This is a genomic window from Vibrio sp. YT-18, assembly GCF_033337345.1.
Taxonomy (GTDB): Bacteria; Pseudomonadota; Gammaproteobacteria; order Enterobacterales; family Vibrionaceae; genus Vibrio; species Vibrio alginolyticus.
The window spans coordinates 305990-320857 of the sequence record NZ_JAWOQO010000001.1 but is presented as its reverse complement, the minus strand read 5'-3'; the positions used below and the strand labels follow the sequence as shown (position 1 = coordinate 320857).

Annotated in this window: 14 protein-coding genes and 1 tRNA gene; 5 read left to right on the top strand and 10 right to left on the bottom strand. The window is 42.9% G+C overall.

Going from position 1 to position 14868, the window contains the following annotated elements; all coding sequences use genetic code 11:
• Nucleotides 1-169: 169 nt before the first annotated feature.
• The 6 genes from R7M72_RS01335 to rbsD all read right to left on the bottom strand — a co-directional run bounded on the left by R7M72_RS01335 (nt 170) and on the right by rbsD (nt 6247).
• Nucleotides 170-1177, bottom strand: a complete 1008-nt coding sequence (locus R7M72_RS01335; RefSeq protein WP_053304493.1) for a substrate-binding domain-containing protein — start codon at nt 1175-1177, stop codon at nt 170-172.
• A 35-nt stretch (nt 1178-1212) separates the two neighbouring features.
• The gene (gene rbsK / locus R7M72_RS01330) at nt 1213-2130 is read right to left on the bottom strand and encodes a ribokinase (protein ID WP_053304494.1); all 918 of its coding nucleotides are present in this window, start codon (nt 2128-2130) and stop codon (nt 1213-1215) included.
• Between the two features lie 222 nt (nt 2131-2352).
• The gene (gene rbsB / locus R7M72_RS01325; RefSeq protein ID WP_005373143.1) at nt 2353-3231 is read right to left on the bottom strand and encodes a ribose ABC transporter substrate-binding protein RbsB; all 879 of its coding nucleotides are present in this window, start codon (nt 3229-3231) and stop codon (nt 2353-2355) included.
• A gap of 87 nt (nt 3232-3318) precedes the next feature.
• Nucleotides 3319-4302: a ribose ABC transporter permease gene (rbsC, locus tag R7M72_RS01320; RefSeq protein WP_005382618.1), complete on the bottom strand. Its 984-nt coding sequence runs from the start codon at nt 4300-4302 to the stop codon at nt 3319-3321.
• Nucleotides 4299-5804 (bottom strand): ribose ABC transporter ATP-binding protein RbsA, encoded by a 1506-nt coding sequence (rbsA, locus tag R7M72_RS01315; protein ID WP_053304495.1) that lies wholly within the window; start codon nt 5802-5804, stop codon nt 4299-4301. The genes rbsC and rbsA overlap by 4 nt, the downstream gene beginning before the upstream one ends.
• Before the next feature lie 23 nt (nt 5805-5827).
• Nucleotides 5828-6247, bottom strand: coding sequence for a D-ribose pyranase (gene rbsD, locus R7M72_RS01310; protein WP_005382620.1), 420 nt, complete (start codon nt 6245-6247; stop codon nt 5828-5830).
• Between the two features lie 473 nt (nt 6248-6720).
• Between rbsD and R7M72_RS01305 the strand changes: the two genes are divergently transcribed.
• Nucleotides 6721-9081 (top strand): EAL domain-containing protein, encoded by a 2361-nt coding sequence (locus tag R7M72_RS01305; RefSeq protein WP_053304496.1) that lies wholly within the window; start codon nt 6721-6723, stop codon nt 9079-9081.
• A 139-nt stretch (nt 9082-9220) separates the two neighbouring features.
• On the opposite strand, the gene R7M72_RS01300 is transcribed toward R7M72_RS01305, so the two are convergent.
• On the bottom strand, nt 9221-9796 hold the full coding sequence (locus tag R7M72_RS01300) for an imm11 family protein (RefSeq protein ID WP_017635389.1): 576 nt from the start codon (nt 9794-9796) through the stop codon (nt 9221-9223).
• 878 nt (nt 9797-10674) lie between these two features.
• Here R7M72_RS01300 and R7M72_RS01295 point away from each other — a divergent pair.
• From R7M72_RS01295 to R7M72_RS01285, 3 genes are all read left to right on the top strand, one after another.
• Entirely contained in the window at nt 10675-11316 is a 642-nt protein-coding gene (locus R7M72_RS01295; protein ID WP_005373154.1) for a murein L,D-transpeptidase catalytic domain family protein, read from the top strand.
• Between the two features lie 329 nt (nt 11317-11645).
• Nucleotides 11646-12104: a hypothetical protein gene (locus R7M72_RS01290; protein ID WP_033906462.1), complete on the top strand. Its 459-nt coding sequence runs from the start codon at nt 11646-11648 to the stop codon at nt 12102-12104.
• Nucleotides 12105-12190: 86 nt separating this feature from the next.
• Nucleotides 12191-12514 (top strand): hypothetical protein, encoded by a 324-nt coding sequence (locus R7M72_RS01285; RefSeq protein ID WP_005373158.1) that lies wholly within the window; start codon nt 12191-12193, stop codon nt 12512-12514.
• A gap of 124 nt (nt 12515-12638) precedes the next feature.
• Here the strand turns inward: R7M72_RS01285 and R7M72_RS01280 are convergent, their stop codons facing one another.
• The 3 genes from R7M72_RS01280 to R7M72_RS01270 all read right to left on the bottom strand — a co-directional run bounded on the left by R7M72_RS01280 (nt 12639) and on the right by R7M72_RS01270 (nt 14413).
• On the bottom strand, nt 12639-13319 hold the full coding sequence (locus tag R7M72_RS01280) for a DedA family protein (RefSeq protein WP_115386592.1): 681 nt from the start codon (nt 13317-13319) through the stop codon (nt 12639-12641).
• 50 nt (nt 13320-13369) lie between these two features.
• Nucleotides 13370-13807: a hypothetical protein gene (locus R7M72_RS01275; RefSeq protein ID WP_225455293.1), complete on the bottom strand. Its 438-nt coding sequence runs from the start codon at nt 13805-13807 to the stop codon at nt 13370-13372.
• A gap of 87 nt (nt 13808-13894) precedes the next feature.
• On the bottom strand, nt 13895-14413 hold the full coding sequence (locus tag R7M72_RS01270) for a DUF4136 domain-containing protein (protein ID WP_005382627.1): 519 nt from the start codon (nt 14411-14413) through the stop codon (nt 13895-13897).
• Nucleotides 14414-14784: 371 nt separating this feature from the next.
• On the opposite strand from R7M72_RS01270, the gene R7M72_RS01265 reads away from it, so the two are divergent.
• Nucleotides 14785-14859 (top strand) — tRNA-Gly (locus tag R7M72_RS01265).
• Nucleotides 14860-14868: the final 9 nt, after the last annotated feature.

The window sequence follows — 14868 nt, the reverse complement described above, 5'->3', positions numbered from 1 at the left end:
TTTTTAAGCACTATCGACACGAAATCTTTCGAGTTACTCGCAAAAAATCACACTTTTCAAATGTTGAGTTAATAAATTCGAACATCTGTTTTGCATGCTTATTTATTTTTTAGCCCATTTTTTTATAAATTATATGCACTAAATTTGTTAACCATGCGTTTGTTTTTAATTAAGAGAAATTCGTCACACTGTTGCGTACAACCAATGTTGGTTCCAGTTGAACGACTTGAGCGTCGTTAGATTTGTCGTCCAGTCCTCGGACAAGAGTCTCAACGGCAGCCTGCCCCAAACGGTACTTAGGCTGATGAATGGTAGTTAGCGATGGCGACATAAATTTCGCGATATGGATGTCATCGTAACCAATAATGGACAGGTCGTCCGGCACTTTAATACCGAGCTCATTTGCGGCGTTAATCACACCCATCGCCATCATATCGTTAGAGACGAAAATCGAGCTGGGTAATGCGCCACGCTGAGCCATTTTTTTGAACGCTTGATACCCACCCTCACATTCGAAGTCCGATTCAATGATCCAATTGGCATTAAATTCCAAGCCCGCTTCGTTCATTGCTCGCTTATAACCTTCGTATCGCATTTGCGCTTGGTGTTTAATCAAAGGGCCAGTGATGCACCCAATTTCGGTATGGCCGCAATCAATTAAGTATTTCGCCGCTAAGTAACCGCCACGAAGTGAGTTGTCTTGGATTTTATCACTTGTAAATAGCATCGGCCCCCAGTCCATTACCACTACTGGGATATCTGGGTAACGCTCAAATACATCGATACGCTCTCCTTCTAGCGACGAACACATCAAAATCAAACCATCGACACGCTTTTGCAATAGCGTATTAATGGATTGACGCATACGTTCGTTATCACCCTCGGTGTTACATAAAATGAGGCTGTAGCCTTTTTGGTAGCAGCTGCGTTCGACGCCTTTTACGACTTCGCCAAAGAATGGGTTGGTTGAGGTTGTCACGAGCATACCAATGGTTTTGGTACGATTAACTTTGAGGCTACGCGCCAACGCAGAGGGCGCGTAGTAGTTAAGCTCTTTTGCGGCATTGTTAACGCGTTCAGAGATCTCTTCGCTCACAAAACGCGTCTTGTTAATAACATGGCTCACTGTTGAAGTGGAAACCCCTGCCAGTTTTGCGATGTCTTTCATCGTCGCCATGTTACTACTCCTATTTTAATGAGGCATTGTGCGCCTTATTGTTCAGCGAGAAACGCGTCCACCTCTTCGCGGGTTGGAATCGACGTTTGCGCGCCAAAGCGGGTCACAGAAATTGCAGCCGCCGCATGTGCAAACTTAATCGCTGATTCTAAAGGTAAATCTTCTAGGAGACCAGTGACGAATGCCCCATTAAATGTATCGCCCGCTGCGGTAGTATCCGTCGCTTCAACGCGGAAACCCGAGATGATTTCGCCTCGACCGTTTTGGCTTAGCCAAACGCCTTTTGCACCGAGTGTGATCATGACAATTTCTATACCTTTACCATGTAGCTCATTCGCCGCTTCTTGCGCGCTTTCGTTGTCTGTTACAGTAATACCTGTCAGAACTTCAGCTTCCGTTTCATTTGGTGTAATCACGTCAATGCAAGACAGTAATTCATCTGACAGTTCGCGAGCTGGCGCTGGGTTCAGAATGACATTGGTTTTGGCATCTTTCGCTACACGCGCAGCTTTCTCAATGCCGCACATCGGCGTTTCCAATTGCATTAACAAGTAATCTGCTTGGCGAATACGCTCTAAATCTGGCTCAATCGCTTCTGCTGTCAGTTTGGCGTTTGCTTCAGCTGAAATGCAAATGCTGTTCTCACCACTGTCCGACACTTGAATCATCGCGATACCTGTCGGGCAATTTGGCTGCATCTTCACACCAGTGATATCGATGCCGTCCATTTTGAAGTTTTCGCGAATGTTAATGCCGAATGAGTCGTCGCCCACACAAGCGATAAAACCTATGTCTGCATTTAATCGCGCCGCCGCGACGGCTTGGTTGGCACCTTTGCCACCTGGGATAACTTGATAGTTGCGACCATGCAGCGTCTCGCCTGGGCGAGGGAAAGAAGGCACTTGAAGAACATGGTCAGCGTTTACACTACCTAACACCACTAACTTATTCATACGGTTATCCTCGGTTCTGAATGAACCCTTTTTAAAAACTGTTTAGGAAAATACATTAGATGACTTTAACTTCTCTTCCTGATGAAGGAGTCTCGATAAAAAGCCAAAGGCATCTATACCCCACACTTTGCAGTATTTTGGGTAAGTTTGCCCTCACCTCCTAAACGACAGATATAAACGGAGGAGAGAGCAAAAATTAGGATGATTTATTGAACTTAAAACTTACTTAGTGACTACTTTTAGTGGTACTGGGATGTACTCTTCTACTTCTTCACCTTTCAAAACTTTGTCAGCCGTTTCAACACCTAAAGCACCGATAAGGTCTGGTTGCTGAGCAATAGTTGCCGCTAGTTTGCCACGGTTAACTGCTGCAATGCCGTCTTCCGTACCATCAAAACCAACGATAACGACATCTTTGCCAGAAGCTTGAACTGCGCGAAGTGCACCTAGCGCCATTTCATCATTCTGTGCAAATACCGCTTGTACATCCGGGTTAGCCGCTAGCAGATTTTCCATTACGTTTAGACCTTTCGTGCGGTCAAAGTCAGCCGGTTGGCTAGCAAGAAGATCCATATCGCTGCCCTTCACGGCATTCATAAAGCCTTCACCGCGCTCACGCGCTGCCGATGTGCCCGCAATACCTTCAAGTTGAATGACTTTTGCTTTTTCGCCGACTTTTTCCATGATGTAGTGGCCTGCCATTTCACCACCAATTACGTTGTCCGACGCGATGTGACTCACGACTTCACCACGGCTTGCACCACGGTCTAATGTCAACACAGGGATCTTAGAACGGTTCGCCATACGAATTGCATTAGACACTGCATCAGAATCCGTTGGGTTGATAAGAATTGCTTTTACGCCGCGAATACTTAAATCCTCGATGTTCGACAGTTCTTTACTCGGGTCATTTTGCGAGTCCAGTACAATTAAGTCGTACCCCAATTCTTTCGCTTTTGCTTCCGCACCGTCTTTCATCGTTACGAAGAACGGGTTGTTTAGCGTCGAAACCACAATCGCCATGGTATCTTGAGCTTGCGCCGCTACCGATACGGTTGAAGAAAGAAGTGCAGCAGAGATAAGAGTTGCAAGTTTTTTCATCGTTCTAGTCCTTTGTGTAGGGTGAGCCAGTACACGTCCCCTGACTCGGTTTGTATTCACTGTTTTATATATACAGATTGTTATGAATTACTTGTTTTTGTTGTCTACCAATACCGCCAGCAAGATAACCACTGCTTTTGCAATCATTTGGTAGTAGGAAGAAACATCAAGTAGGTTAAGTGCATTGTTCAAGAAACCGATGATCAGCGCACCAATCAAGGTACCCATGATACGACCTTTACCGCCCATCAAGCTGGTACCGCCAAGAACAACCGCTGCGATAGCGTCTAGCTCGTAGCCCATACCCGCTGTTGGCTGCGCCGAAGAAAGACGAGACGTTACGATAATACCTGCAAGCGCTGCTAGCATACCGCAGATGGCGTAGACACCAATCTTCACTCGGTCTACATTGATACCTGATAGGCGAGTCGCAGACTCGTTGCCGCCTAGTGCGTAAACATAGCGACCAAAGCGCGTGTGGTTAAGTAAATACCAAGCCGCTGCGAACACAACCACCATTAACCAAACAGGAACCGGAATGCCTAGCGCGTAGCCAGTACCAAACCATGCAAACGCATCTGCGGTGTCAGTAAAGCCTGTCGAGATTGGTCGACCTTCGGTGTACACCATGGTCACACCACGTAGTAACGTCATGGTAACCAGCGTAGCGATAAATGCCTGCACCTTACCCTTCGCAATAATGATACCGCTGATCGCACCTAACGCTGCACCTGCGACTAAAGCAGTTGGAACCGCCACTAGCACCGGAACCTCAAGCGCAATCATGCTTGCCGCAAAGGCACCACACAATGCCAATACCGAACCAACACTTAAGTCGATGCCTGCTGTTAAAATAACTAATGTCATACCCACTGCGATAATGGCATTCACGGAGGTTTGACGAAGAATGTTGAGAATGTTGTCGACCGTAAAAAAGTTCGGGTTCAAAAATGACACAACAACGATCAGAAAGATCAAAGCTATCAGTGATTTTTGCTCAATCAGCCACTCTTTTGTGAACAACTTCTTGTTGCCAGTTTCGGTTGGTTTGCTCATGGTATTCGTACTCATGCTGCTTCCTCATTGATCTCTTTGCCTACGGCACAGGCGAGTAATTTTTCTTGATCGGCGTCTTTCGCATCAAATTCGCCAGTGATACGACCTTCATGCATCACTAAAATACGGTCGCTCATGCCGAGCACTTCAGGCATCTCGGAAGAAACCAAGATGATGCTCATGCCTTCGGCCTTAAACTTGTTGATGAGCTGATAAATCTCTTTTTTTGCTCCGACATCAACACCACGTGTCGGCTCATCCAGAATCAGAACTTTAGGTTTCGTCATTAACCCTTTCGCTATCGCAACTTTTTGCTGGTTACCACCAGATAAGTTGCCGATGATTTGATCTCGCGTTGGGGTTTTAATGTTGAATAACTTAATAAAATCTTCCACAGCAATCACTTCGTCGCTGTGTTGAATCTGGAAGCCTTTGGTCAGCTGGTTTAGCGAACAAAGTGACATGTTCTCCTTAACTGAAAGACCTAAAACCAAACCATCGCCTTTGCGATCTTCAGAGATGTAAGCGATACCATTTGCCAAGCCATCTTGCGGGCTAACCGGGTTAATAGTTTTGTTGTCAAGATTGATAACACCATGCTCACTAGGTAATGCGCCGTAAATGACTTTCATGAGTTCAGTGCGGCCTGCGCCCATCAAGCCAGAAATTCCGAGAATCTCACCGCGCTTGAGAGTAAAGCTCACATCCTGAACGCCAGACCCAGTCAAACCAATGACTGCAAGACAGGTTTCGCCATGTTGGACATCAATACGTGGATATTGCTCTTCTAATTTTCGGCCAACCATCATTTCAATTAGGCCATCTTCATCAGTGTCGGACACCTTGCACTCACCGATAAACTTACCATCACGAAGCACGGTAATATCATCACAGATTTCAAAGATTTCTTTAAGACGATGCGAAATGTATACGATGCCGCATCCTTGCTCGCGGAGCTCATTAATCACTTTAAACAGTGATTCCGTTTCGGTATCGGTCAGTGCGTCCGTTGGTTCATCCATAATGATGACTTTCGACTCAAACGAAAGTGCCTTTGCAATTTCCACCATTTGTTGTTCACCAAGGCTTAAATCGCCAAGCAATGTTTTTGATGAATGCTTTACATTGAGACGTTTTAAAAGCTTGTCAGCTTCGTCATACATTTTGCCCCACTGGATACGCCCTAAGGAGCCGGTGAACTCTCGTCCCAAGTAAATATTTTCGGCAATCGTCAGTTCAGGAATCAGGTTCAGCTCTTGGTGAATAATGCTAATACCAGCTTCCTGTGAATCGCGTGGACCTTTAAAGGCCGCCGGCTGACCTTGATATTGAATGCTCCCCGCATCCATGTGGTAAATGCCTGTCAACACCTTCATTAACGTTGACTTGCCTGCTCCATTTTCACCCATCAGCGCCATAACACGGCCTGGATAAACATTCAGGCTTGCTTTGTCGAGTGCTTTTACGCCCGGAAACGCCTTCTCAATTTCGCTTAGTTGTAGAATGGCTTGAGTCATAATCTGTCCTCAATATCTCTGGCTTAAAAAACCACGCCCGCTTGGAAAATAACGTTCGCATATGGCGAGCATTCGCCGGTTCTTACGATAGCGCGACTTTGGGCCGTGCGTGCTTTAAACGCTTCATGTGACACGTAGCTCACCTCAATAGATTTGCCCGTCTCTTCACTCTCTTTGCTCAGTTCGTTGAGCAACGCTTCATGCAAAACTGGGCTTGCATCAGAGAACTCTTCCGCAATGATGACCCCTTCGATTTGGGACTCAGATAGAATTACGCGAACAGTATCAAGAAAACTTGGTACCCCATGCGTTAGCGCCAAATCGATTCGCTGAACATGCTCTGGGATTGGTAGACCAGCATCACATATCGTGATCTCGTCGGTGTGGCCTAGCGTCGCCACCAAGTAAGAAATATCTGAGTTAATTAGGGTACTTTTTTTCATCTCATCGACCTTTCGGTTACACGTTCATACAACCATGAGCGCCTGTTTTAAAGTGTTTTCGTTATTAACAGAAAACTCATCGAAACGTTTCGATGAAATAATAATTCGTCATCGCAATTTGACCAGTGTGAGATCGATAAGGTGTGAGAATGATCTGTAATTCAATTGTCATTGAATAGGAAAAGCGCACTTGAGTCACACTTTACAATCGAAACGTTTCGATGACGGTATTTTCCTATCATTACGGTTAGGTTTTATACAAGGAGGAAGGAAAAGAGACGTCCAACTACTGAGAAAACCTCTAGTTAATAAGCTCGAAACCTTTCACGTCATCACAATTCTTAGATAGCTGCCTGATTTTGGAGAACGCTCACCTTACAATCTGGTTACAATTTGCCAAAACACATCATCCGTTCAGTACCTTACCTGGTACGCGACGTTTGTAGGGACACAAACGGAAACTAAGAACCATAATGAAGTTAAGCAATAGAGTCATTTTGCTTGTCGCGCCAGTGATCTTATTAAGCGCGTTAGTATCTAGCTATATTATTTATAGCATTCAAAAAGTGACGCTCATCAAGCGGGAAGACAGCTATATTCAGTTGCAGATGGAAAAGCTCGCCGGGCAGTTTCGACAAGCGAATATTTTTCTTAATAGCTATGCCTATACGCTCAGTAAAAGTGATGTATTACAAGACTATTTGGTTAATCATAACAACCCCTATCGTGAGCGAGTCTTGTTTAATCGATTAGACGAGACCGCTGAAGTATTAAGCCATGGTTACAAAGGCGATGCGAGCATGGCGATCCTCGACGGCAAACAAAACCTTCTCTATTACACAGAAAACAAATATTACGAATCATCAGGTGTGGTCGACCCAAAGGTGTTAGAGTACATATCACGAAGTTTCAATGAGAGAGAGGCTTTCAGTCACACTGGCTTTATTTATAACTCCAGTGGACAAAGCATTCTTCTTCAATATGAGGTCGTCGACAAAAGAACGGGGACTCACCCTTTGAGCTTTGACTCAAAAAATGTGTTTTTTGTGGTAGTTTCCGTATCACTTGAAGCCTTTAACGAGATTAAGCATGACATCGAGTTTGACACGCACAGCGTGATTACTTTCGCCGACAAACCCATTTATCTTGATATTCCTCTCGCTCAAACCATTGAGCTGCTGCCGCACTTTTATGCCGTGCTTTCTCCTGCCGAATATTTAATGTGGAATAAAGTCGATAAAGTGTGGCTAGAACTTGCTTTCTCCTTTGGCGTAGCGGCGTTTTTCACCATCACATTAATCATTTTGGTGTTGTACCGCTATGTGTTGCGCCCTGTTTCTCGCCTTGATAAGCAGCTGAACGAACTTGAATCTAATCAACGTGACAATATTGAAAAGCTAGAAACAAACGATGAAATAGGACGCCTCTCTGCACGCTTTTTTGATATGTATGAGGAACTTAATGTCATCTATAAAAAGACAAAACGCCTAGCTGAAACGGATCACCTGACGCAACTCGCCAATCGCCATCGTTTTCATGAGCTTGCCACTCGTGAACTTATCTCCCCTTCGCAGTTTCTGTGGGTTGTTTACGTCGATCTTGATAACTTTAAATACGTGAATGATAAATACGGGCATGAATTGGGAGATAACTTATTAAAAGTGTTCTCATCACACATCAAGAATGCCTGTCAAAAGTTCTCGCACGATTACAACAGCCCCTGCTTTGCCGCCAGGTTATCTGGTGACGAATTTGCAATTTTGCTGAGCTCAAATCAAGAGGTAAAACGCTTGCCTGATTTGCTTGCATCAGAGTTACTAAAACCGATTAGTAATCTCAGTTCATCTTGGAGTAATTCATTTCCCGTTACGGCAAGCGTAGGTATTGCACAATATCCTCAAGACGGTACTGACATCGCAAAGTTACTCTCCAGTGCCGATGCGGCTATGTATCAAGCAAAACGGGCAGGGAAAAATCAATACGCCTATTATTCAGCCGCTCTCAATATTGAGTCTCAAAGACGAAGTCAACTTGAACGTGCGCTCCGAAAAAGCAATGTAGAGGAAGAGTTTCACCTTGTTTTTCAACCCTATATGAACAATCGAAGCAACGAAATTGAGGGGTTAGAAGTCTTGTTGCGCTGGGAAGCCGAAGGTATCGGCCCTATCCCTCCAAAGGAGTTTATTCCAATTGCAGAGCAAGCCGGATTATTTGATAAAATTGACCGCTGGGTTTTCGCCAATGCAACGGCGGAATACCATCAATTAAGGAATATTTTCGGTAAGGATATTGTTCTTTCGGTCAATCTTTCATCAGCAGAGCTAAACTCGATAGAAATGGCAAACTACATCCATGAACAAGCGACACTGCACAGTGTTAAACCAGAATGTATTGAGATAGAAATAACCGAAACCTTTGCCGCAGAACAACAAGGCACGGCTCTACTTGATGAGCTATCAAAACGTGGCTACCGTCTTGCAATTGATGACTTTGGTTCTGGTTACACATCGTTAACTCAGCTCGTTCAGTATCCGGTTCAAAAAATCAAATTTGATCGAGAGTTCCTCGTTACATTGATGAACACCAACAACGGCCATGTGATCAAACCTATTATTGAGCTATGCCATGCCCAAAATAAAACGGTTACAGCAGAAGGTATTGAACACAATATGATGCATGAATGGCTATCGGCATACCGCTGCGACTATATGCAAGGCTATTTATTTGGCAAACCAATGACTAAAGAACAATTGAGCTTGTGGTGGCAATCGGCAAATGACGACAGTCGATTTGGTGCGTCCATGGTCAGCTCAATTAGGGTTTCAAGAACATAAGTTAAGGGGAGACGTACAGCAGTCACAACTGTGGCGGCTGTATTTAGCTGTATATGAGCTTCATTGATAGATGCTCAGCTTTTGTTCCCCCATACCTATATCTATGACTTTAGTTGAGTAAATCACTATTTATTCGTTTTTAAACCAGCACTTCCTTGAAATCCAAACCGGTCAAATTCAGCGCTTTGACGCTATCGTACAAGCCACCTTTTTTGTCCGTGCAAAACGTTCTGAGCCCAGCACCTTTTACTCTGAACAAGTCAGATTCATTAACGGCTTCTCTATTCAAAACGAGTTTCTTAAACGGTCTAGCACGACTTAGCTTACCATGACGAAGATTATACTCGGTAGCAGAGGTATCAATGGCATCAATTTGAGTGACAATGTTTAATGCTCGCCAAGGCTTTCCTTGTAGATTTAATGGTAAAAATTCGACATTCTCGCTCAACACATCGAGCTTATCCGCAATAGAAGCGGATACAGCAAGAGTAAAAGATCCCCATGCTGCAATATCAGGCCTGGGCAATGGCTTTTCACCCATAACGTCTAACCATTCAATATCAATACTTTTCCAACTGGCTTTAACAGACTCTCCATAGAGTTGGATAGGTTTGCTTGCCGTTACTTGAAGAGACATTTCCAATGGCGACTCTTGCAACATTGCAAAATCATTAACATTGGGAGTGACAATAAACACTTTATTAAATGCTGTCATAACCGTCCTTAAATAATTTTGAGCGTTTTTCTTAATGAGACGAGCGCTTTCACACCAAATCAACCCAAACCAAACCAAACCAAACCAAACCAAACATAATAGATAGAGTTTACTTTCATGTTCAAAAATTTAATGAATTAATATCTGGCGCTCTTATCTTTTAATTTCGAAGTTTTATTATTTATATACTTTAATCCACACGATAGAATTATTTTTTCAATTTTTACTATGTACCCTTCCTTATGTAATCGAATAAATTAGAGAATAAACAATAGCACGCGTCACTTCACTTTTGTCGAGCTCATCACTCTCACTTAAACGACACATTCACAAGTTCAATTTTTGAACGACTTAGACTTAGCTTTGTCAATCGTGAATTAAAAACAACCGATTCACCGCTGTTTTACTGCCTTTTCTTACCACCCTGTTGTTTATTCATACATTATAAATGCACTTATACACATAACGATTCGGCGTTACGATTTGTTACGAGTTAAATCACAAACTTTTGAGGTATTGGATAAAGCGTAGAAAAAGAAAACACATTGAAATAAAAAGAGTTTCTAAAGTACGAAAAATAAAACGCCGTTTTTATAAATTAGCAACTTCACAAATATCCTTAAACACAGTTTTATTAATTACATATATCAGATATTATTTACGCCGAAGTTTATAGGAATCATCGTTAAACTTCATATTTTTTATAAGTTTCAATTAGTTAGTTTTTAACTCGAAAACTTATCGTCAACCCAATATCAAGCACCTAAGCGTGCAATAAGAAACATTGGGAATAGAATTATATTGATGTGCATGTTGTTTTAACGAATGCATGAAGCAATCGGTAAATTTGTAACACCATAGAGTTTTATTTAGCCAAGATGAAAAAGTTAATTTTATTATTTACATGTGCGCTGTTGTCTGTCTCACCTTTTGCTTTTGCAAAACAATCAGATAACGAACCCAGGGATCATTTACGACCAAAGCAAGTTGAACATGTGTTTAAACAAGCCAAGCTAGATGGTATAGTAGACTTTAAGTTGTTCAGTGACGCTTACATCGCTTATCAGAAGACACCCGATAGAAAGAAGTCGGTACTAACGATCATCGACTATAGTAAACCATCAACTGAAAAGCGTTTTTATGTGGTTGATTTAGATAAAAAGAAGCTAATCTACAATACGTATGTTTCTCACGGCGTGAACAGCGGAAAGAAAACAGCGACACAGTTTTCAAATGTCGTAAACTCCAGAAAAACATCATTGGGCACTTTTTTGACTGATACCACTTACTACGGCTCAAATGGCTATTCACTTCGATTAGATGGGCTAAGCTCTGGATTAAACGACAAAGCTCGCGAGCGTTACATTGTCGTGCACGGTGCCGATTACGCAAACCCTTCCTTCATCAAGAAGAATGGATACCTCGGACGCAGTTGGGGTTGCCCTGCTTTGCCAGAGAAGTTGTCTCGCGAGATCATTGACACTATAAAAGGCGGCAGCGTTATTTACGCAAGCGCGTAATACCGATGCGATACATATGGGGAAGAAAAAAGAAGATTCTATTTCTTCCCCAGTAATAATCCTGTTAGCTTAATCGTCCTTGTGCAACGACTCTCTTTCCATTTTCCGCTTACTCGAAAGCGAAAACTATTGTGTTATTCGCTGATATACCTAAGTGCGATCAGAAAACTCTGTTCATCCCCCTTCCATCTCGTTAGTATACGCTGAGTTGATCAGACACTGGCTTTCATCGTTATCATAGTTCCACTAAGATTCCTTAATCATGGTGGGTAACTGTGGCTTTATATGTTTAGGGTTACTTCTTGCGTTATCTACACCGTATATTATTGATGCTTTCTTTTTCCCTGCTCTCAGGGCTCATCACAGCTTCATATGCGCATGAGTGGCACCACACCAAACATTACACTTCCGAGCGCCTACTTAAACTCTCTCAACAAGACGATTTTGAGCTAGCACACACTGATTTTCATGCCTCAGCTTCTCTGAGCTCTTGGGGTTCAGAAAGTTACTACCTACATATAAAGCGCGAGTTGTTCGGGCTTGTCTCCTGTCGCCGAACATCAGCTACTGATGGCGTTTTATCATCAGATTTTACTCCTGATTATTTTTTACTTATTGCTTTCTCTTCTCCACCACTACTGGAGTTGGCAAAACAAGCATCTCGCTTACCTCTAGACAGTTATGGCGGACTCATGAGTCAACGCTCTCTTTATCGCCTCTCAGGAAGAAAGGAAGCGAACTTAATGTACGTCTTTACTCATGGTCGCAACGCCTTCTCTGTTGTTTAACTTTTTATGACATACAGAGAACACGAAAATGTAACGATAAGAGCCAATATGCTCATTGTTACTAGAACCAATTTGAGGTCCATATAATGACAAGAATCGCTACAACCATCGCACTAGCATTACTATTTGCAGCGGGCTCAACCTTAGCAAACACAGAAACTAAGCCAGAAGAAATGAGTAACGACACTCTGTTAGAGTGTGCCAACGTTTCTAACGCACGTATTGCAGTTCCGGAACACAGAGCGATGTTCAGACACTACTTAATGTCTGAGAGAGACTACAGCTTTGACCAGCTATCGTCTGCCGAACTTGAATTTAAAGCAGCAGATAAGAATGAGTCTGAAGTAGAGAACATCTACAAGTCTCAGTGCAAAGAAGTTGGCGAATACTTATATAGCATTGGCTATTAAATTCGAAACCCTAACGACACTCAAAAAGAAAGGCGCAATGTATGCGCCTTTCTTTTTACTGATAAAAACCTGTCGATTAGATGTCTAATCTGCATACAAGCTTAAAAGTGCAAATCAAGTAAACTTACTGAGAAAACTCAGACACATCCTTGGGTTTACAGAACGCTCGACGTGCTTTAACAAACAAGAAACTAAGCACTCCAATCACAAGAGTAATTATTGGTGCCGCCATTAATAGCATTGTGATTGCTTTGCTCATATTTTCCGGTAGCAAAGGAAGTAATGAACCAAAACCGCATAATATCAGCGTCCATAAAATCGCACTCAGCCACGCAAAGTAATGGAATTTACTAATACGTTTCACTCGCAACCCCATCATTAATGGCAATAGGGAACGAACAACCGGAATAAACCGCGCGCACAAAAGCGCAACCAATCCATGTTTACTGAGTAATACGTCGACTTGTTCCAAACGCTTTTGAGGAACCGCGCTCACCCAACCTTGGACCTTAGGTAAGCGATTTAGCCACTTGCCTTGTAAATAAGCCGCCCAACTTCCCAATCCCGCACTAACAGCTATCACCAACATGATCATAATTGGGTCAAGGACGCCAACCGCCGCCAGCGTACCGGATAATACGACGACACTGTCGCATGGGAAAGGTGCAGCAGGAATAAAACCACTTTCCAAAAAAATAATCACAGCAACAACAAAATAAACTAAACCTGCACTGCCTGGCGCCATTAACGCCGTGAAATCTTGATGCCAAAAGGCACTCAAGACCTGAATTATCGAATCAAACATAAACCGCTCCTAAGCATAATTAACCAAAAGTTGCAAAAACATGGAATGTGTTAGCGAGCATGTATAAAGCGGTATATAAAATTCGATTCTTTTCTCACGCCGATTCTGTATTTAAAGTGAGTAAAAATACTTTCAATACAACAACCTAAAGCCTCATTGCCGATGCGTTTTAGCCGCTTCATCGAGTAAATTGCCGAACGATGCGCCCACCATGCTACATCAAGCATTTCAAACCATTCGGGTTCTACATCGTCGTTCGAGCTCATTTCCTTAGCATGGCTAACCCTCAATACATTCCGGCTGTTTAAACTCGGATAGTCTTGTTGTATTGGAGAGATAGGATATTCTGAAAAGTGCTTCGACTTAGCGTCAACAGCAATATTCTGGTTATGAAAGGAAAGAAAATTTGGGTGTGAGTGCGCCAGGCTCATGCTCGGAGCCAACAAGCAGAAAAGTAGTCCGAGTAAAGCAATCAGAATCGTACGCACAAAGGTAACCAAAACCAAAATAATAAGTTCTTTTAACCCTGTGCGTAACTATTGGCAATTAGTATTCTTAATCGTTAAGAATACTAATTATTTTTCACCGTAAGGGTAGCTTTCAAACATCTTCGCGATTTCTTCTTGGATGAGAGATTCTCTTTTCTCAGAGCTCATTGACTCAGACAGTTTACGACTTGAAACGCCTTTCCAAACGACTTGATTAGCCTTTGCATCAACCAGTTCAACCACCAACTTCCCATACTTACGTTCTTTATATCTTTCTGGGCTTGAAGTGATCACACCAAAGCTATTCCAGCCATAGCCAAAGCTCACCGACGATCCTGAAGAAACAAGCTCGGATTCTTCTACGATATCATGATGTACGTAAAGGTCACCGCCACTATTTACCTTAATTAAACCCTTACCCTCAAGCTGTTCAGCAAGCCCTTGCTCAATACGTCGACCATCAATACTGGTAGGAGCTTCCGCCTGAGCACCGAAGTCAAACGTTCTGTAAGCTGAAAAGTCGGCTTGTTTATCTACATCGGTTGTAACGGTAGTACAAGCAGATACCAGCATCACCACCAGCCCTAATATCAAACCTCTCATCATGTTAAATCTCCTTTGGTTAAGCTGACTGTTTCAGCAGAATTACCCTGTGTTATACATACGCATCAACAGTAAAAAGTAATCATTTCAATATCTAGTCTTGACCATGAAACGTGACTGTTCAATAAACGAGATTAACCTTTACACAGAAAATCTTGAATATCATCAACATCTAAACACCTAAGAATTCGGTGTTTACGACCTAATTGGAAGCCCCTAGGCTTAGTAGCGGAATCGCGAGTGCCACAAAAAACCAGAGACAATGAACACTTTAACATCAGTCCGCTACTTTTTTAGGCAACTGACAAACATTTGATGAGAAAAGACTTTTCTTTTTCGTCCAGTGTGGCATATTAACTGAGTCCTATCGATGCGCGGGCATCGTATAATGGCTATTACCTCAGCCTTCCAAGCTGATGATGCGGGTTCGATTCCCGCTGCCCGCTCCAATCTCTTTA